This window comes from Amycolatopsis solani, from assembly GCF_033441515.1.
GTDB lineage: Bacteria > Actinomycetota > Actinomycetes > Mycobacteriales > Pseudonocardiaceae > Amycolatopsis > Amycolatopsis solani.
Genome location: NZ_JAWQJT010000001.1, coordinates 3,519,210 through 3,537,476, shown reverse-complemented (window position 1 = coordinate 3,537,476; position 18,267 = coordinate 3,519,210). Strand labels below are relative to the sequence as shown.

Genomic DNA, 18,267 nt, shown 5'->3' with positions numbered 1-18,267 from the left:
GTCACGGAAGTCACATCAGTCTCGCCGAACAGCACAACGAACAACGACACCGGAAAACGTCCGTCCCAGGCACGGAACTCGTCCACCGTCACTTCGACTTCGTCCGCGCTCAGCAGTCGGGCACCGGCTTCCTGGACCAGGGCGCGCGTCGCGCGTGCTCGAGAAACTCCTCCATGCGATCGCCGCCACGAACATCAATCACGGCTTGTCCGCGAGACGGAAACCGAACGGTAGAACGCCCGGTGGCGTTCCGCGGCCGCCGTCCACGTGTAGCGACGAGCCAAGGCCCTCCCCGGCTCCGGGTCCGGCCCCACCATGGCGGCCCGCAACTCACGAGCGAAGCCCGCCGGGTCGGACGCGAACCGAGCCGCGCCGTCGAAAACCTCGCGCAGTACCGGCAGGTCGCGAGTCACCACCGGCACCCCCGCCGCCAACGCCTCCATTGCCGCGAGGCCGAAACCCTCCTTGGTCGAGGGGAAGGCGAACGCCGCTGCCGACGCCATCAGCGACGGCAGCTCGTCGTGGGCGACCGGGCCCAGCACGTCCGGTGTGACCCCCAGCTCAGCCGCCCGCTTCTCCCACCTGGCCCGGTATTCGCGGTAGTCGAAGAGCGTCTCGCCCCCGGCGATGACCAGGCGGACGTCCGGGTCGGCGAGCAGTGCGTACGCCTCCAGCAGGTCCAGCGATCCCTTCCGCGGCTCGATCCCGCCCACCGCGAGCACGTACCGGCCGCGCGAAAGGGAACGGCGAGCCGTCGCGAAGCGGACGTAGTCGACGCCGTTGGGGATCACCGTCGCGTCGATGCCCCAGCCGGTGCGGACCTCGGCCGCGACCGCGGCCGACACGCAGATGTGGGCGTACGGGCGGACGATCGCGCGTTCGTGGCAGGCCGCGAGTTCCGGGGTGGTGAACGCGTCGAGGTGGTGGACCGTGCGGACGCAGCGGTCCACGGCGTTCGCGCTGATGCAGTCCTGCGCGTGCACGACGTCGTACGCCTCCGGCGTGAACGCCGACCGCAGCACCGCGATCGACCGCAGGATCCGCTCCCCGACCGACTCGCCGGGGGCGTCCGGGAAAGGCACGATCGAAAGCCGCACCCGCGGGTCGACCGGGCGGAAGAAGCCTTCGTCGCCGCCCCGGGCGAGCGTCCACACCGTGACGTCTTCGCCGAGGGCCGCCAGTGCCTCGGCCAGCGCGAGGGTGTGCACGACCCCGCCGCGGGGCTTGGTCGAGTAGCTCAGCAGGGCGATGCGCATCAAGCCTCCCGGTACACCGACGGTTTCCGTTCCCCCAGGTGGTGCAGCACGCGCCGCGCGTTGGCGATCTCCTGCCCGACGTCCAGCTCGGCGACCGCGATGCCGGCCTTCGACCAGGTGCGGGCGAGGATGTCGCCGCCGGGGCCGACGACCTTGGCCTGGCCGAGGAAGCGCATGCCGCCCATCGCGCCGGTCTGGTTCGACGACACGAGCACGACCTGGTTCTCCGCCGCGCGCGCCTGGTCGTAGAGGTCGAACAGCCGGGATTGGCGGTCCTGGGCCATCCGCGGCGCGCGGTTGGTGATGCTGGTCGGCCACGCGCTGAGGCAGGCGAGCACCTCGGCGCCGTCGACCGCCAGCGTGCGGGCCGATTCGGGGAACGTCTTGTCGTAGTCGATCAGCATGCCCAGCCGGCCGACCGGGGTGTCGAACGCCGCGAACTCCGCACCGGGCTCGTAGGCCACGCTCTCCCCCGGCGGCTGGTGGACCTTGCGGTGCCGGCCGAGCACGCCGTCCCCGGTGACGCACACCGCCGAGTTGTAGCGCCGCGGCCCGTCCGCCTCGCAGTAGCCGACGCAGACGACCATCTCGGCGGCCAGCGAACGGATCGCCTTCAGCTCAGCGCAGTCGGGGTCGAGCGCCGGGGGCAGGGCGTCCGGGTCGGGGTGGCGCAGGTCGGCGAGGTAGCCGCCGAGGGCCGCGTCCGGCAGCACCAGCAGCGCCACGCCGGACGAGCGCGCGTGGTCGATCAGCGTCGCGATGCGCTGGAGGTCGAAGTCGAGGTCGCGGCCGAAGTGCGCGGCGACGGCGGCGATGCGGATCTGCCCCATTCACGGGACACTAACCGGGTAGGCGTCGGGCCGTCTGTCCGCCAGGTGTCCCATCGACCGCCGGGCCGTGGCCAGCGCCGCCGCCACGTCGATTTCGGCGATCGCCAAGCCCTCGGCGACGCCGGTGTCGGCGAGGACCTCCCCGCCGGGGTCGACGACCTTCGCGCTCGCGACGAACCGGAGGTCGCCGAAGGTGCCCGACTGGTTGGCCGAGAGCCAGACGATCTGGTTTTCCAGCGCACGGGCCCGGTCGAAGAGGTCGAACCGGCGCTTCCAGCGGTCCTGCGCGAGGTCGGCCGCCGGCTGGGTGCGGCTGCCGGGCCAGGCCGACATGCAGACGACGATCTCGGCACCGTCGAGCGCGAGCGCCCGCGCGGACTCGGGGAACGCCTTGTCGTAGCAGATCAGCATGCCCAGCCGCCCGACCGGCGTGTCGAACGCGGTGAAGGCCCGCCCGGCGCCGTAACTCGCGTTCTCGGCCAGCGGCTGGTGCACCTTGCGGTGGTGGCCGAGGACGCCGTCCCCGGTGACGCAGACGGCGGAGTTGTAGCGGCGGCCGCCGTCGAGCTCGCAGTACCCGGCCGTGACCACGAGGTCGCCGGCCAACGCGGCCAGCCGCGCGACCTCGGGGCCGTCGGCGGCCAGCGCGGGCGGGCCTTCGGCGCCGCCGTCGAGGTTGGCGAGGTAACCGCCGAGCGCGGCCTCGGGCAGCGCCAGCAGCCGCACCCCCTCGGCCTTCGCCTCGCCGATCAGCTTCTCGATGCGCGCGAAGTCGCCGTCGAGGTCGCGGTCGAACGGCGCGGCCGCCGCGGCCATCCTGAGTGTCGTCATGAGTTCCCCAATCCGGTGACGCCGCCGTCGATGGCGGTCGTCGATTCGCCGTCGGGCCACCGCAGCGTGACGCCGGTGCCCGCGATCAGTTCGCCGCACTCCGCGGTGACCGCCGGGCCCGACGGCGCGGGCGCGCCCGCGGTGAGCACCGCGAACCCCGGGAAGCAGGTCAGCCAGTCCCCGGTGGACGAGTCCCGCGGCCGGGGCACGCGCTCGACGTCCAGCACCGCGCCGCAGCCGGACGCCTCGGCGAGCATGCCGAGCGTGCCGGCGATCCCGGCCATCGACACGTCCTTGGCGGCCGCCGGTCTCGCCGCCGCGACCGAGCCGAGCAGGGCGCGCAGCTCGGGCGTGCGCCGGGAGCTCGTCGAGTCCCACTGGCGCCCGGTGTAGCCGGGCCGCCAGCCACCGCCGAGGTCGGCGGTGAGCCAGACCCGCTGCCCGGGTTTCCCGCCACCGCCGGGGATCGGGTCCGCGGTGCGGCCGAGCGCGGTGACCGCCAGCGAAGCCGGCACGCCGAACTGCGTGTGCCCGCCGAGCACCGGCACGCCGTACGCCGTGCTCGCCTTCCGCAGTCCACTGAGGACCCGGGCGGCGAAGGACGCGTCACGGGCGCCGAGCGCGTCCAGGAGCCCGATCGGCGCGGCCCCCATCGCGGCCAGGTCGTTGAGGTTGACCAGCACCGAGCACCAGCCCGCCCATTCCGGATCGCGCTCGACCATGGACGGGACGATCGCGTCGCAGGCGGCGACGACGTCGGTACCGGGCAGCGGGACGCCGTCGTCGCCGACGAACCCCGGCACGCCGGTCAGGCCGTGCAGCAGCGGGCCGAGCGCGGCCTTCGTCGCACGGGCCAGCGCGGCGATCCGGCCGATCGGCCACCGCATGAGGACGTGGTCGTGGCCGGCGACGGTCACCGGCCGCACGCGCTGCCACCCGAGCCGGGTGAACAACCGTTCGGTGCGGGTCTGCACGGTCGCCTCGAACCGCAGCGCCCCTTCGGTTTCCGCACGGGCGCAGGCGGCTCGGACCAGGGCCGAGCCGACGCCGGACGGCGCTCCGGGTGCGACGACCAGGCGGCCACCCCACCACCAGCCGATGTCCGGGCCGTCGGTGGCCGGGCCGAGCCGGACCCCGCCGAGCACCTCCCCCGCGGTGTCCCGCGCGACCAGCACGACCGTGCGCGGGTCGACGTCGTGCTCGTCGAGGTCGTGCCCCTCGAACAGGCCCTGCCGCGCCACGAAAGCCTCGTGGCGCAACGCGCGGTAGGCCGTCCGTCCACTGTGGTCGGCCTCTTCGAGGTGGAACGCCGGGCGGGCGGCGACGCTGCGGACGTCGCCGAGCAGCGCGAGGATGTCGTGCTCCACCTCAGCCCCCCGCCGCGCTCAGCAGGCCGCAAGCACCGCACGCGGCACAGCCCGCCCCCTGGTCGGCCCCGGTCATCCCGGCGGCCCGCAGCAAGGCCGCGACCCGGCTCGTGATGTCCGCGACCAGCGACGGCGACGGCGCGGTGGCGCCGTCGCGGCGGGCGAGGGTGCCGAGCATCGGGCGCATCGGCACGACGAACGGGTACACCCCCGCGTCGATCAGCCGCCCGGCGCCCGCGACCAGTTCGTCCGGGTCCTCGCCGAGGCCGATCAGCAGGTACGTCGAAACGCGGTTGCGGCCGAACACCCGGACCGCTTCCGCCCACGCGGCTTCGTATTGCGCCAGCGGCACGGTCGACTTGCCCGGCATCCAGCGCCGCCGGACGTCGTCGTCGAGCGACTCGACGTGGATGCCGATCGACGTCGCCCCGGCGTCCCGCAGTTCGGTGAGCACGCCGAGGTCGCCCGGCGGCTCGATCTGCACCTGGATCGGCAGGCCCGGCACGGCGTCGAGCACCGCGCGGACGCACCGGACCAGGTGCCGGGCCCCCCGATCGGGTCCCGACGTCGTGCCGGTCGTCATCACCATCTGCCGGACGCCGTCGAGCCGCACGGCCGCCTCGGCGACTTCCGCGAGCTGCCGCGGCGTCTTGGCGGCCACGGTGGCCCCGGCCCGCAGCGACTCTTCGATGGTGCAGAACCGGCACCGCTGGTCTTCGGCGTACCGGACGCACGTCTGCACGACGGTCGTCGCGAGGACGTCCTTGCCGTGCAGCAGGGCGATCTTCCGGTACGGCACACCGTCCTCAGTGGACAAGTCGTAGAACCGCGGCCGCGCCACCGGCGTCACGCTCAGGCCGAGGTCGACGGTGCCCCGGTGGATCCGCCCGTCGCGGACCTCGTAGGGGCTTTCGGGGTTCAGCGGCAGCGTGGCGTTGGCACCGTCGACGACCAGGTGGCCGTCGTCGCTCGGCCCGGCGCCCTTGCTGCGTTGTACGGGTGCGTCCACGCGCACCCCGCGGACGGCGATGTCGGCGCGGGTGTCCAAATCCTCTTCGATGCCAACGCGCACGAGCCGCTCCCTAGAACATGTAGGTGGAGTTGATGATCGCGCCCTTGCGCGCGTAGTGGATCAACGCGTCCTGGACGTCCAGCGGGTGCGTCGGGATGACGCCCTCGATGAGGTCCTCCTCGCGGGCCCCGTGCAGCGACAGCCCGAACCGGCAGCAGTACGCCTTGCCACCTTCGGAGATGAACGTCTTCAGCTGGTCGTTGATGTTCAGCTCGCCCGGGAACGCGGCGTTGCCCGTGGTCGGGAAGCCGCGGGTGGCCAGGCAGTTCAGCGAACCCGGGCCGTAGAAGTAGATCGCGGCCTCGAAGCCCTTCCGCAGCGCGCGGGTCGCCTGCAGGATCGCCACGAAGCTCACCGACGACTCGTGCGCGATGCCGTGCACGAGCGTGAAGTAGCTCTGGCCGGGTTCGGCCTGGTAGTCCGGGAAGACCTTGGTCCCGCCGTACAGGTTGGAGCCCTGCGGCAGCGACGGGTGCGGGATCTCGTCGAGGCTGGTCTTCTCGGTCTCGGTCAGCTCTGCCATCGGTCTATTTCCCTTTCTTCGGTCCGTACAGCACGTCGAACGTGCCGCGGAAAACCAGGTCGGCGAGTTCGCCGTCGCCGGCCGCGGCGGCCAGCTTGGCGAGTTCGCCCTCGTGATCGCCCCACGGCTGGTCGGAGGCGAAGAGCACGCGGTCGTGGCCGAGGCCGCGGCGCGAGATCTCCTCGACGAGCCAGCGGGGCGTGAAGCCGATCGCCCACGACAGGTCGGTGTAGACCTGCTTGCCGTCGGCGATCCAGTCGAAGAAGCGGCCGCCGACGAGCTTGATGTGCCCGCTCATGCCGCCGCCGAAGTGGACGAGGTGCAGCTTGACGTCGCCGGCGTAGGCGTCGACGAGCTTGCCGACCTCGTCGATGTCCGACGCCGCCCCTGGCGAGGTGTGGACGTGCACGACGAGGTCGTGCGCCCGTGCGGTGGCGAAGATCTTGTCCAGCTGCGGTTTGCACGCCGGGTCGGAAGCCCTGCCGCCCAGAAGGAAGCTGAGTTTGAGCGCTCGCACGCCTTCCTCGACGGCCAGCTTCAAGGCGTCGTCGGTCCGGTCGGCCTCTTCAGGCCGCGGCGACACCCAGAGCGCGGCGCTGATCCGGTCGTCCTTCGCCGCCGCTTCGACGCAAAGCTCGTTGAAGGAGAAGGCGATCGCCGGATCGGGCACGCCGTAGTTCGGGATCACCAACGCGCGTTCGGTGCCCTCCCGGTCCAAATCGGACAGGAGCTCGCCGATCGTCGCGCGGCTGCCGATCGCCGGGGCGACCGGCGGGCCGCCGTAGAACGGGTACGCGGGCAGCACGCCCAGGTGCCGGTGGGCGTCGTTCGTCCACTTCATCAGGCCACCGTCCGCGGCGCGACCCAGTCGTCGTCGGCCGGGTAGGTGCTCACCGGCGTGCCGGAGAGCCACCGGACGTCGCCGCGGCCGCCGCCGGTGATCCGCCGGGCGAGGTACTCGGCGTCCGCGGCGACGCCGCAGAACCGGCCGGAACCCCAGGTGTGCTGCCACGGCAAGCCGAGGAAGTACAGCCCGGGGCAGCTCGTGACCCCGCGGTGGTGCGTCGGGTAGCCCTTGCCGTCGAACACCGGGACGTCGATCCAGCGGTGGTCGCGGCCGAAGCCGGTGCTCCACACGACGGCGGAAAGCGCTTCCGCGTCGAGGGCGCGAGGCCCGTCTTCCGGCTCCCACACCGGCTTGTACCGGTCTTCGCGAGGGGCCGCGATCCCGCGTTTCGCGATGAAGGCGTCGATCGAGTCCTTGATGCCCTCCGAAACGGCGTCGGCCGCGTCGAGGTTGCGGCGCAGGTCACCGGCGAACCGCAGCTGTCCACTTCGGACGCTTTCGAGCCGGCCGTAGAGCTGCATGCCCTGCGTGGCGAACGCGCGCAGGTCGATGTCGTGCCCGCCGTCGCGGCCGGTCACGTAGTGGTTGGCCCGGAACCGCACGGCGTCCGCGTCGGCGAACTCGTCGATCCCCCGTGCGTAGTAACCCATCTCGTCGAGCCAGGCGACGACGTCCCGGCCGCGGTAGCGCCGGGCCACCCGCGGTGCGGACCCGACGGCGAGGTGCACCCGCCGCCCGGCCAGGTGCAGGTCCTCGGCGATCTGGCAGCCGGACTGCCCGGTGCCGACGACGAGGACGTCCCCCTCGGGCAGCTGCGCGGGATTGCGGTACTCGGCCGAGTGCAGCTGCACGACGTGTTCGGGCAGCCGTTCGGCCAGCCGCGGCTTGAGCGGCACCTGGTACGGGCCGGTGGCCAGCACGACGTGGTCGGCGGTCAGCTCGCCGGCCGACGTCGTGAGCCGGAAGCCACCGCCGGGCACCTGCCGCAGCCGCGTCGCTTCGACGCCCTCGTGCAGCGGGACGTCGGAGTGCTTCACGTAGTTTTCGAGGTAGGCGACGATCTCGTCGCGGACCATGAACCCGTCCGGATCGTCACCCGGGTAGGGAAACCCGGGCAGCCGGCATTGCCAATTCGGCGTGACCAGGCAGAAACTGTCCCAGCGGCGGGTCCGCCATTCGTGTCCCGCGCGCTCGCGTTCGAGCACCAGGTGCCCGACTCCGGCGGCGCCCAGGCAGTGGGACATCGACAGTCCCGCCTGGCCGCCGCCGATCACGATCACCGGCCGGTGCAGGCCGTCGAGCTCGGAGTTCATGCCGATCAGTGCACCGGGCCACCATTTCCGGACGGTTTAATCCGGAACATCGGCGTGTTACCAGAACCGCGGCGAGTAACGCTTCTCGTTGCTTGCGCTTAACAGAACGCTCAGCCCGCGTGGGGCGCCGGGGCCGTCGCGGCCGGCTCCCGCAGGGTGGTGCGGAGGGCGAGGACGACCGCGCCGGTGACCGCCAGGTGCATCAGCATCAGCCCCACCACGTTGGCGGCGGTCGCGCCCGCCCCCAGCAGGAGCACGTCCGGGATCCACGTCAGGACGAGGACGAGGGGCACCACGACCCGCAGCACCCGCGGGTGGCGGCGGGCGATCAGGCCCCAGCCGGCGGCGCCGACGAGCACGCCGAGCACCGTCGCGGGCAGGTAGGCCGCGGGGTTGAGGCCCATCCCGATGCCGCCGTCGTCGAGGGCGGACGCCGCGAGCGCGACGACGGTGTTGACGGCGGCGGCCGCCACGACGGCGATCCCCAGGCGGAGAGCCGTGGCGGGGGACAGGGCGGCGGTGGTCGGCATCGCTCCTCCTTGGGTTGCGTGTTAAACCCAAGGTAGGTTGAGTTGCGTGTTAAAGTCAAGCGTGCACGAGCAGGAAGCAGTGGAGCCGTTCGACCGCCTCGGCGACGACGAGCGGCGCGCGTGGGTCAACGTGGCGAAGGTGCTGCTGACGCTGCCGGGAGCGCTGGAAAGCCAATTGCTGCGGGACGCCGACCTGACCCTGCTGGGCTACATGATCTTGGCGCGGCTTTCGGTGGTGCCGGGCGAAAGCCTGCGGATGAGCGAGATCGCGGAGATGGCCAACGGCTCGCTGCCGCGGATCTCCCACGCGGTGGCCCGGCTGGAAGACCGCGGGTGGGTGACCCGGAAGGTGTGCACCGGCCAGGGCCGCCGCTTCACGACGGCATCCCTGACCGACGCGGGCCGCGCCCACCTGGCGACGGCGTCCCCGGCGCACGTGGCGAACATCCGCCGCTTGGTGATCGAGCCACTGGGCATCGACTTGGCGCGGTTCGGGGACGCGGCCGAACGGATCGTCGAGACCCTGGGGCTGCCCACCGAGGTCTTCAAGCGCCCCAACGGCTGACCGTCACGAGGCGAAGTGCGGTTCCGCCGCGGCCAAGCGCGGCGCCGGGACACCCAGCCGGCGCGCTTCCGCCAGCGTGTCGCGGCAGACCTCGCGCGGCTCCTCGGCATCGGGGTCGGTGTGCGCCGCGATGCTCGCGCGCGCCAGGGGGACGTGGGCGGTCACCCAGGCGAGCACCGGCGCCGTCAGCCAGGTGGGTGCCCGGAACAGCAGCAAGGCGCCGCGGTGGTGGCGCAGGTCGAGACCGCGTGCCTCGAGGAGCGGCAGCAGCTCGCGAGCGGCCAGCAGGCCTTCGCGCAGGTCGCTCCTCGACCCGGCCAGCTGGGACAGGGTCCCGACCCGCAAGCCCTGCGAGAGCAGGCCGGCGTCCGACACGAAGTGGACCCACAGCCAGCCGCGGAAGTCGGGGCGTTCCTTGATCCGGAGCCCGGCCTCGCGGAACGCCTGGCGCACGGCCAGCTCCCGCTCGGCCGGGGGCCGGTCGAGGGTGCCGAAGAAGACCGACGGCAGCAGCACCCCGCGGAGTACGCCGTCGTCGCCGAAACCCCCACCCGCCTGAGGAAAGCCCCAGGCGACGCGGTCGACGGGGAGGGGGCCGATCGCGGCCAGCGGCTCGGTCCAGACGTTGCCGAAGACCAGCACCGTGGCCCGGCCGAGCCGCGGGGCCAGGAAGGCCGTCGCCTCCGGGAGGCGGTGGTGCGGCACGCTGAGCACGATCAGGTCGAAGCCGTGGTCCGGCTCCAGCGCCTCGCGGTAGCGCACGGGCCACTTCTCGGCGACGCGCTGCCCCCACACCCGGCGCCGCGTGTCGAACAGCTCGAGGTCCACCGCGTCCCCGTAGGTCGCCGCGCGGCCCGGCCGGACGTAGAACTCGACGTCGTGTCCCGCTTGCTGCAGGGCCCAGCCGTAGATCGTGGCGATCACGCCGCGGCCGAACATCAGGATCTTCAAGGAGCACCTCGTGGGGTACGATCGATCTGGAGATCATCTCCACTTCTCAAAATATGGAGGTCATCTCCATTTGTCAACGCGAGGATGCCCATGACCGCCGACAAGCCGCTGCGGGCCGACGCCCGGCGCAAGCGCGAGGCCCTGCTCGCCAAGGCGCGGGAGGTCTTCGACGCCGGCGAATTCTTCGACCTGCGCTTCGACGACTTCGCGAGCCTGGCCGGGGTGGGCACCGGCACGCTGTACCGCCACTTCCCCACCCGGGAGGCGCTGGCCGTCGCCGTCTACCACGGGGAAGTCGCCGCGCTGTGCGACCGGGCCCGCGAGCTGCAGGCCACGCTGCCCCCGGCGGAGGCGCTGGCGACCTTCCTGCGCGGCATGGTCGACCACATCGACGCCCACCAGGGCCTGGCCCGGACACTGGCGACGCTCATGGCCACCAGCTCGGAAACCCTCGCCGAAGGCGGTCAGGCGCTGGAACAGGCCGTCACCGACCTGGTCGCCGCCGCCGTGCGGGAGGGCACCGTCCGCGGTGACGCGAACGCCGGCGCCGTGATGATGGCGCTGCACGGCATCGGCGCGGCCCACGACCGCCCCGACTGGCGGTCGGAAGCCGACGGCGTCATCACCCTGGTGCTGGACGGGCTGCGCAGCGCGGACGGCTGACTCACCCGGCGATCGCGGCCAAGCAGTACTCCAGCAAACGCTCCGCCTCGCCCGCCTTGGGCCGGGTCCCCGGCACGACGTACCGAGGCCGTTCCCGCCGGTCGTGCCAGAACCGCCCTGGCTGCGGCCCCGGCTCGGTCGCGGCCAGCCACACCGCCGTGTCCGCGCCCTGTTCCGGCGTTCGCAGCGCGAGCCGGACGAGCTTGCGGAACGCGGGCAACGAGTCCGCCAAGCCCGGGGTGTCCGCCCAGCCGGGGTGCGTGCTGTGCACGGCGACACCGTCCGGGCGCCAGCGTTCGGCGAGCAGCGGGGTCAGTTCGACCTGCATCCGTTTCGTGCGCGCGTACGCCGTCGCTCCGCGGTAGCGGCCGGTGCGGTATTCCGGGTCGTCGACGGCGAGCGGCTGGGTGTACATGCCGCCGGAGGACACCAGGATCACCCGGCCGTCATCGGAGGCGCGCAGGGCCGGGAGCAGCGACTCGGTCAGCAGCAACGGCCCGAGCACGTGGGTCGCGAACGTGATCTCGTGGCCGTCCACGCTCTCGTCGCGCCGGGCCGGCAGCACACCGGCGTTGTGGACCAGGATGTCCACTCGCGACTCTCCCGCCGCGAACTCGCGCACCGACGCGAAGTCGGCGACGTCGCAGCGGGCCGTCCGGATCTTCGCTTCCGGTGCCGCCGCGCGGACGCGGGCGAGTGCCTGCTCCCCGCGTCCCCGGTCGCGCACCACCAGCACCACGTCGGCGCCCAGCCGGGCCAGCCCGGCCGCCGTGGCTTCGCCCAGGCCCGAGCTGGCGCCGGTCACCAGCGCGACGCGTCCGCGCAGGGCGCCGGGTGCCGGGTCGTCCGAGGGCCACGCGCGTCGCCGCAACGCGTACCCGAGCCGGGAGTAGCCCGGGAGCACGGTCCTATCGAGCACCGTGTCGAACAGCATGCGGTCCTCCGGTCGATTCGGCTTCGGGCGTGGCCCCGAGCAGGTGGGCGAGCGCGTCGCGGAGCCAGGGGTGGCGGAACTGGTGGCCGGCGTCGAGCAGCCGCTGGGGTTGCACCCGCTGGTCGGCGAACGCCAGTTCGCGCGCGCCGTCGGCGCCGAGCAGCAGGCGCGGGCCGAACGACGGCACCGCCAGCACCGCCGGTCGGTGCAGCACGCCGGCGAGGACGCGGGTGTAGTCGTTGTTGCGCACCGGTTGCGGGCTCACGGCGTTGACCACGCCGGCCAGCGCGCGGTCGGTGATCGCCCGCAGGTAGACGTCGGTGAGGTCGTCGATGCCGATCCACGGCATCCACTGCTTCCCGGTGCCGAGCGGGCCGCCCAGACCGGCGGCGAACAGGGGGTACTGCAGCCGCAGCACGCCGCCGCGGGGGCTCAGCACCAGCCCGGTGCGCACCCGGACCACGCGGATGCCCGCCGCGGCCGCGGGTTCGGTGGCCGCCTCCCACTCGCCGACGACATCGGCGAGGAACCCTTCTCCGCGCTCGGCCGACTCCGCGAGCACTTCGTCGCCCCGCTCGGATCCGTAGAAGCCGACGGCCGACGCCGAGACGAACACCCCGGGCCCGTCGGGCGTGCGGGCGGCCAGCTCGGCGAGCTTGCGGGTCGGCCCGATCCGGCTCTCCCGCACCGCACGCCGGTGCCGCTCGCCGAACCGGCCCGCGACCGAGGCCCCGGCCAGGTGCACCACGGCGTCGACGCCGTCGAGCAGGCGGTCGTCGGGTTCTTCGGGACGCCAGGTGCGTTCGTCCGGGGTGCGGGCGGCGCGCCGCACGAGGCGGATCACGCGGTGCCCGCCGGTGGTCAGCAACGCGGTGAGCGCCGTGCCGACCAGGCCGCTCGCTCCGGTCACGGCCACGGTCAGCGGCTCGTGCCAGTGCCGTCGCTGCGCGGCCAGGTCCTCGGCCAGCTGACGGTGACGGTAGGCGAACATCTTCCGCAGGAGCGCCGCCGGCACGGGGGTCTCGACGCGGTCGGTCACGACGGTGCGCCCAGGCCCGTCCGCCTCGAACCGGTGGGTGTGCCGCCACGGCACGACGGCCGAGAGCACCGGAGTGCTGAAGCGGTCGACGAAGTGGTGCGGCGGTTCGTAGCCCGCGGCTTCGTGCGCCGCGATCCACTTCAGCCCGCCGGGCAGGACCAGCTCGGCGGTGCCGTCGCGCAGCGAGCCGGCTTCGGAGCCGACCCGGACCGGCTGCCAAGGTGGCGTGAGGCGGGTGATCGCCCCGGGCAGGCCGTGCCAGGCGAACACCTCGTCCAGCGGGGCGGAGACGACGCCGGAGAACTCGATGACCACAGCTCCTCCGATGCAGAATCGACTCAGACTCGACCGAGACTAGCCGTTTCGCCACTTGTACGCCCCACGCTGCGATTCAGGTGCGATGCACAACCGCCCAGTAAAACCCGCACCCCGGCACCCGGACGCCGTCCGGGCCGAGCGGTTCCGCGCCCGGCGTCGCGTGCAAGAGGACCGGCCGGCCGAGACCGTCCGGCAGGGCGGCTTCGAAGACCACGGGATCCGGGCCGAAGTTGACCACCGCGAGCACCGGGTCCCCACCCGGGGCACCCCGCAGGTACGCCAGCAGCCGCCGGTCGCCGCTGTCGAGCACCGTCGCCGGCGCGCTCGACGCCAGTGACGGCGTCCGGGCGCGGACCGCCGCGAGGTCGCGCACCGCCGTGAACACCCGATGCTCCATTGTGGACTCCCGGGTCCGCCGGGCGGCCGCGGCCCAGTCCATCGGCGGCCGGTGGATCCAGCGGTTGTCCGGGCCGTTGCGGCCGGCGGGGTCGTTGCGCAGTGCGAGCTCGTCTCCCATGTACACCAACGGAATCCCGCCGAACGAGAAGACCACCGAGTACAGCGACTCCAGGCGGCGCAGCGCGAGTTCCAGCGCGGCCGCGTCCCCACCGGCCAGCGCCGCTTCGATCCCGCACAGCGACGCCGTCGTGCCGGAGATCGGCGACGCGCCGTCCCCCGCCCGCTGGAACACCTCGCCGCGGGCGAACGAGCCGGCGGTTCGTCCCGCGTAGAAGTCGCTCAGGAAGCGGCGGTGCGCCGGGCCGGACGTCCCGGCCGCGGCCGCGTCGGTGTCGTCGATCGCCCAGCCGATGTCGTCGTGGCACCGCAGGTAGGTCGCCCAGCACGTCCGCTCCGGTGCCGGACGGCGGCGCCGCAGTGCGTGGGCGGCCAGCCGCGCGTCCCCGGTCGCCGCCGCCGACCAGAGCGCCACCATCAGCTGGTTGTCGTACGCCACATCGCATTCGGGCCGGTAGGGGTCGTGGTCGCCGAGGTAGCCGCCGAGCAGGTCGGGCGGGACCATCGCCTCGGCCTTGAGCAGCAGGCCGGGCGCCGCGAGCCGGGTCAGCGCGCGGAACGCCTGGAGCACGAGGTGCGCCTCGGGCTGGTTCTGGCAGTCGGTGCCCAGCCGCTTGCCGAGGAACGGCACGGCGTCCAGGCGCAGCACGTCGACTCCGCGGTTGGCCAGGCGCAGCATCACGCCGAGCAGCGCGCGGAAAACCGCCGGGTTCGCGTGGTCGAGGTCCCACTGGTAGTCGTGGAACGTCGTCCAGACCCAGGCGCCGAGCTGGTCGTCGCGGGTGAAGTTGCCGGGTGCCAGGTCGGGGAAGATCTCCGGCAGGGTCCGTTCGTAGGCGTCGGGTAGCTCGCGGTCGGGGAAGGTCAGGTAGAACTCGCGGTGCGCCCGGGTCCACGGGTGTTCGCGCGCCGTGTGGTTGAGCACCATGTCGACGCACAGGACCATCCCGCGCCGGTGCAGTTCGGCGGCCAGGTCCACCAGGTCGCCCATCGTGCCCAGCCGCGGGTCGACGGCGTCGTAGTCGGCCACCGCGTAGCCGCCGTCGTTGTCGCCCTCGCGCGCCTTGAGCAGTGGCATCAGGTGCAGGTAGGTCACGCCGAGCTCGGCGAGGTGGTCCAGCTGCGCGCGGACGCCGCGCAGCGAGCCGGCGAACCGGTCGGCGTAGCAGACGTACCCGATCATCCCGGGGTCCTGGAACCAGCGCGGCTCCGCCTCGCGAGCCCGGTCGAGCCGTCGCAGTGGCTCCGCACGGACGGCCGCGTACTCCAGCGCGTCGCCGACCAGCGTCCACACCAGCTCGGAGTCGCCGTAGAGCGCACCGAGGGCACGCCGCGCGTCCGGGAGGATCCGCTCGAGCCGGGCGGTGAACGCCGCCCCGTCGACCGGACCGAGCTTCTCGACGGCGAGGGTCATCCCGCCACCAGTGCGTGGCCGGCCAGGCGCACCGGGATCGGGTCCACGACGTGGAAGTCCGGCAGCCGGAAGCCGAGGTAGGCCCAGGTCCCGTCACGCCGGCACACCAGTGGAGCCGCGAACAGCGCCGGCTCGGCGGTGAACGGGCGCGCTCGCGTCAGGTCCCAGGGCCCGGTGACCGACTCCCCCAGCACGGTCCACGTGCAGTAGTCCCCGCCGGCTCGCCGGGCCGCGCTCTGCTGCCGGGGGTGGCAGGTGAACGTCAGCAGCGGGCGGCCGTCGACCACGCGCACCTGCGGCACTTCGACCTCGCGGAACGCCGACGGCCCGGCGACCGGCGGGCCGAGCTCCCACTCGCGCAGGTCGTGGCTGCGGGCGTGCGCGAGGACCCCGCGGCCCGCTTTTTCCCGGGCGGTGACCAGCATGTGCCAGCCGTCGCCGCCGGGGTCGGCGAAGACGAACGGGTCCCGCCAGGTCTCGCTGGCCGGGCCCCGCCCGTCGAGCGTGCGGTACCACCGCGGGTCGGCTTCCAGGACCGGCGACTCACGCACCCGGTGCCAGGTGCGCAGGTCGGCCGACTCGACCAGCCCGATGCGCTGGTCGAACGTGCCGTGCCCGGCCGTCGACAGCGCGGTGTAGAACAGCCGCCAGACGCCGTCGTGGCCGAGGACGACCGAGCCGGTCCAGAGCGCCAGGTCGTCCCACCCGGTCGCCGCGGGTACCAGCGCGTCCGGCTGGATCGTCCACCGCGTCAGGTCCTCCGACGTCGCGTGGCCGATCGTGGCCGCTTCGTGGCGCCGGTCCGGGTCGCCGAGCGCGCGGGGTGCCTTGAGGAAGAACAGGTGGTACTCGCCGCCGGTGTCGGCGATCCAGCTGTCCCAGACCCAGTGGCCCGGCAGGCGCAGCACCGCGGTGCCTAGGGGGCCGGCTCGGGCTCGCCCGGCTTTTCGGCCGGCCGGACGACGAGGACGTCGCAGCCCGCGCGTTTGAGCACCTCGGCCGCGACCGTGCCGAGGAGCCGCTCGGCCACCGAACGTTCGTGCCGGGCGCCGATCACGATCAGCTCCGCGTCGCGTTCGGCGGCGACGTTCACCAGGGCCACGGCCGGGTCGCCGTCGACGAGCAGCGCCGCGGCGATCGTCGCGGCCTGCTCCTGGGCGATCGCCACCGCCTCGGCGATCGCCGCGCTCGCCGCGGAGCGGCCGAGCACCTGCCCGAGCCGGCTGTCGCCGCCGAGCGTGGCGATGTTCTTCGCCTCGGTCCGCCGGGACAGCTCGGCGAACGCGCAGACGATCACCAGGTCGGCGTCCTCGTGCTTGGCCAGCCAGGCCGCCCGGGCCACGGTCGGCCCGGCCAGCGCGGACCCGTCGGTGCCCACGACGATGGCGCGGTAGTCGGTCAGCACGCTCATGACGTCACCTCCCGGGGTTCGGGGCTTTTCGGCATGGCCAGGACGCTGTCGACGTCCCGGACGATCGGCGGCTCCTTGATCCACGCCATCGCGGCGGCGGCGCAGACGAGCAGGATGCCGGCGAACGTGATGGCGTTGTTCGGGTCGTCGCCGAGCACGGTGGAGTAGATGCCGCCGAAGGTGAGCGTCTGGATGAGCATCGGGACGACGATCATCATGTTGATGATGCCCATGTAGACGCCGTAGCGCGTGGACGGGATCATCCGCACCGCCATGATGTAGGGCACGCCCATGATCGACGCCCAGGCGATGCCGAGGCCGATGATCGGCACGAACAGCAGGTACTGGTTCGTCAGGTGCGGGAACACCAGGAGCCCGGCCGCGGCGCACACCAGGCACGCCATGTGGACGAACTTCGCGCCCCGCCGCCGTGCCAGCGCGACGAGGGAGAACGCGACGCTGAAGGTGACGATGTTGTACCAGCCGTTGATCAGCCCGGTCCAGCCGACGGCTTTCGCGAACTCGGGCGACGCGGTGTCTTCGGTGTGCCAGACGGACTTCGCCACCGACAGGCTCACGTACTGCCAGTAGCAGACCATGGCGTACCACTGGAAGAGGTAGACCAGCGCCAGCTTCCGCAGCTCGGGCGGCATCTCGACGATGGCGTCCCAGATCTCCCGCACCGCCGTGCCGAAACCGCCCTTCTTCTCGCGCAGCGCCGCGATTTCCGCTTCGGTCGGCGGGATCTCGGGGGTGCTGAGGACGGAGACGAGCACCGTCCCGATCGAACAGACCGCGCCGAGCATGAAGGATCCCAAGACCCAGTAGGGGATCCCGGCTTCGGTGCCGCCGGTGATGAACTTCTGGAACACGAACAGCGAGAGGTTGGCCAGGGTGATGCCGAAGCCGGTGAAGAAGCTCTGCGCCAGGAAACCCTTGGCCAGCTGCGACGGCGGGAGCTTGTCGGCGATGAACGCGCGGTAGGGCTCCATCGCCGTGTTGTTGCTGGCGTCGAGCAGCCACAGCAGCAGCACGGCCATCCAGATCGCGGCGGCGAACGGGAAGAGGAACAGGCAGACGCTGCAGCCGAGCGCGCCGATGAGGAAGAACGGCTTGCGGCGGCCCCAGCGGGGGCTCCACGTGCGGTCGGACAGCGCGCCGATCAGCGGCTGGATGAGCAGGCCGGTGATCGGGCCGGCCAGGTTGAGGATGGGCAGTTCGTCCGGGCTGGCGTGCAGGAACGCGAAGATCGGGTTCACCGCGGTCTGCTGCATGCCGAAGCTGTACTGGATGCCGAAGAACCCCAGGTTCATCAGCAGGATCTGCCGCATGTTCATGAGTGGCTTGCGTCGCACGGTCGTGACGTGCGCGGTGGTGGTCATGCCCGGCCGCCTTCCGCGAGGTAGTCCTGCAGCCGGGTCAGCTCGCGTTCCCAGCCCTGGCTGTGCTCGTAGGCCACGGTTTCGTCGTAGGGACCCTGGATGATCCGCACGAGCGTGCCGTCGCGACCGGTTTCGAGGAACTCGACGCGCAGCTCCAGCGGCAGGTCCGGGTCGATGCCGTCGTCGCCGGTGATGCGCTGGCGGGCGACGAAGACGTCCGGGTCGAAGAACTCGGTGAACACCGCGTCGGTGGTGACCCGTACCGCCGGGTCGTCGTCGCGGACCTTCACGTGGTGGTGCCGCCCGCCGAGGCGGAGGTCCGAGCTGACGGTCTCGCGTTCGACGTGCCAGCCGGGGCTGCCGCGCCAGGACGCCATCTCTTCGGGCGCGGTCCACGCCCGGAAGAGCACCGGGCGGGGGTTGTCGAACTTGCGTTCGATGACGAGAATGATGTTGGCGGTCACGGCCACCACCTCGATGGTTTATGCTTCTATCAGATGTGACC

The 18,267-nt window shown here is 72.6% G+C and carries 19 protein-coding genes; 2 read left to right on the top strand and 17 right to left on the bottom strand.

Going from position 1 to position 18,267, the window contains the following annotated elements:
- Positions 1-194 precede the first annotated feature (194 nt).
- From SD460_RS16870 to SD460_RS16830, 9 genes are all read right to left on the bottom strand, one after another.
- Positions 195-1,256, bottom strand: a complete 1,062-nt coding sequence (locus SD460_RS16870; protein WP_318306351.1) for an MSMEG_0565 family glycosyltransferase — start codon at positions 1,254-1,256, stop codon at positions 195-197.
- Positions 1,256-2,086, bottom strand: a complete 831-nt coding sequence (locus SD460_RS16865) for a carbon-nitrogen hydrolase family protein (protein ID WP_290055974.1) — start codon at positions 2,084-2,086, stop codon at positions 1,256-1,258. Before SD460_RS16865 ends, SD460_RS16870 begins: the two co-directional genes overlap by 1 nt.
- Positions 2,087-2,917 (bottom strand): carbon-nitrogen hydrolase family protein, encoded by an 831-nt coding sequence (locus SD460_RS16860; RefSeq protein ID WP_290055973.1) that lies wholly within the window; start codon positions 2,915-2,917, stop codon positions 2,087-2,089.
- Positions 2,914-4,284, bottom strand: a complete 1,371-nt coding sequence (locus SD460_RS16855) for an MSMEG_0567/sll0787 family protein (protein WP_290055972.1) — start codon at positions 4,282-4,284, stop codon at positions 2,914-2,916. Before SD460_RS16855 ends, SD460_RS16860 begins: the two co-directional genes overlap by 4 nt.
- Position 4,285: 1 nt before the next feature.
- Positions 4,286-5,356, bottom strand: coding sequence for an MSMEG_0568 family radical SAM protein (locus SD460_RS16850; RefSeq protein WP_318306350.1), 1,071 nt, complete (start codon positions 5,354-5,356; stop codon positions 4,286-4,288).
- A gap of 10 nt (positions 5,357-5,366) precedes the next feature.
- Positions 5,367-5,879 (bottom strand): MSMEG_0572/Sll0783 family nitrogen starvation response protein, encoded by a 513-nt coding sequence (locus SD460_RS16845; protein ID WP_003073383.1) that lies wholly within the window; start codon positions 5,877-5,879, stop codon positions 5,367-5,369.
- 4 nt (positions 5,880-5,883) lie between these two features.
- Complete coding sequence (locus SD460_RS16840) at positions 5,884-6,720, bottom strand: amidohydrolase family protein (RefSeq protein ID WP_290055970.1); 837 nt, start codon at positions 6,718-6,720, stop codon at positions 5,884-5,886.
- Positions 6,720-8,039 carry an MSMEG_0569 family flavin-dependent oxidoreductase gene (locus SD460_RS16835; RefSeq protein WP_290055969.1) on the bottom strand — a complete coding sequence of 440 codons (1,320 nt, stop codon included), beginning with the start codon at positions 8,037-8,039 and terminating at the stop codon, positions 6,720-6,722. The genes SD460_RS16840 and SD460_RS16835 overlap by 1 nt, the downstream gene beginning before the upstream one ends.
- 110 nt (positions 8,040-8,149) lie before the next feature.
- Positions 8,150-8,569: a DUF6069 family protein gene (locus tag SD460_RS16830; protein WP_290055968.1), complete on the bottom strand. Its 420-nt coding sequence runs from the start codon at positions 8,567-8,569 to the stop codon at positions 8,150-8,152.
- A gap of 46 nt (positions 8,570-8,615) precedes the next feature.
- Here SD460_RS16830 and SD460_RS16825 point away from each other — a divergent pair, with 46 nt between their 5' ends.
- Entirely contained in the window at positions 8,616-9,134 is a 519-nt protein-coding gene (locus SD460_RS16825) for a MarR family winged helix-turn-helix transcriptional regulator (protein ID WP_290055967.1), read from the top strand.
- Positions 9,135-9,137: 3 nt separating this feature from the next.
- Here the strand turns inward: SD460_RS16825 and SD460_RS16820 are convergent, their stop codons facing one another.
- Positions 9,138-10,085, bottom strand: coding sequence for a ketopantoate reductase family protein (locus SD460_RS16820; RefSeq protein ID WP_290055966.1), 948 nt, complete (start codon positions 10,083-10,085; stop codon positions 9,138-9,140).
- Positions 10,086-10,175: 90 nt separating this feature from the next.
- Here SD460_RS16820 and SD460_RS16815 point away from each other — a divergent pair, with 90 nt between their 5' ends.
- Entirely contained in the window at positions 10,176-10,748 is a 573-nt protein-coding gene (locus SD460_RS16815; protein WP_290055965.1) for a TetR/AcrR family transcriptional regulator, read from the top strand.
- Between the two features lies 1 nt (position 10,749).
- Here SD460_RS16815 and SD460_RS16810 read toward each other — a convergent pair whose 3' ends face one another.
- The 7 genes from SD460_RS16810 to SD460_RS16780 form a co-directional block, all read right to left on the bottom strand.
- Positions 10,750-11,682 (bottom strand): SDR family NAD(P)-dependent oxidoreductase, encoded by a 933-nt coding sequence (locus tag SD460_RS16810; protein ID WP_318306349.1) that lies wholly within the window; start codon positions 11,680-11,682, stop codon positions 10,750-10,752.
- Positions 11,657-13,036 carry a TIGR01777 family oxidoreductase gene (locus SD460_RS16805; RefSeq protein ID WP_318306348.1) on the bottom strand — a complete coding sequence of 460 codons (1,380 nt, stop codon included), beginning with the start codon at positions 13,034-13,036 and terminating at the stop codon, positions 11,657-11,659. The genes SD460_RS16810 and SD460_RS16805 overlap by 26 nt, the downstream gene beginning before the upstream one ends.
- A 76-nt stretch (positions 13,037-13,112) precedes the next feature.
- Complete coding sequence (locus tag SD460_RS16800; RefSeq protein WP_318306347.1) at positions 13,113-14,969, bottom strand: amylosucrase; 1,857 nt, start codon at positions 14,967-14,969, stop codon at positions 13,113-13,115.
- Positions 14,966-15,877: a glycoside hydrolase family protein gene (locus SD460_RS16795; protein WP_290055961.1), complete on the bottom strand. Its 912-nt coding sequence runs from the start codon at positions 15,875-15,877 to the stop codon at positions 14,966-14,968. Before SD460_RS16795 ends, SD460_RS16800 begins: the two co-directional genes overlap by 4 nt.
- Positions 15,878-15,885: 8 nt before the next feature.
- Positions 15,886-16,380 (bottom strand): universal stress protein, encoded by a 495-nt coding sequence (locus SD460_RS16790; RefSeq protein ID WP_290055960.1) that lies wholly within the window; start codon positions 16,378-16,380, stop codon positions 15,886-15,888.
- Positions 16,377-17,762, bottom strand: coding sequence for an MFS transporter (locus tag SD460_RS16785; protein ID WP_290055959.1), 1,386 nt, complete (start codon positions 17,760-17,762; stop codon positions 16,377-16,379). The genes SD460_RS16790 and SD460_RS16785 overlap by 4 nt, the downstream gene beginning before the upstream one ends.
- Positions 17,759-18,226 carry an SRPBCC family protein gene (locus SD460_RS16780; protein ID WP_290055958.1) on the bottom strand — a complete coding sequence of 156 codons (468 nt, stop codon included), beginning with the start codon at positions 18,224-18,226 and terminating at the stop codon, positions 17,759-17,761. Before SD460_RS16780 ends, SD460_RS16785 begins: the two co-directional genes overlap by 4 nt.
- Between the last annotated feature and the right edge of the window lie 41 nt (positions 18,227-18,267).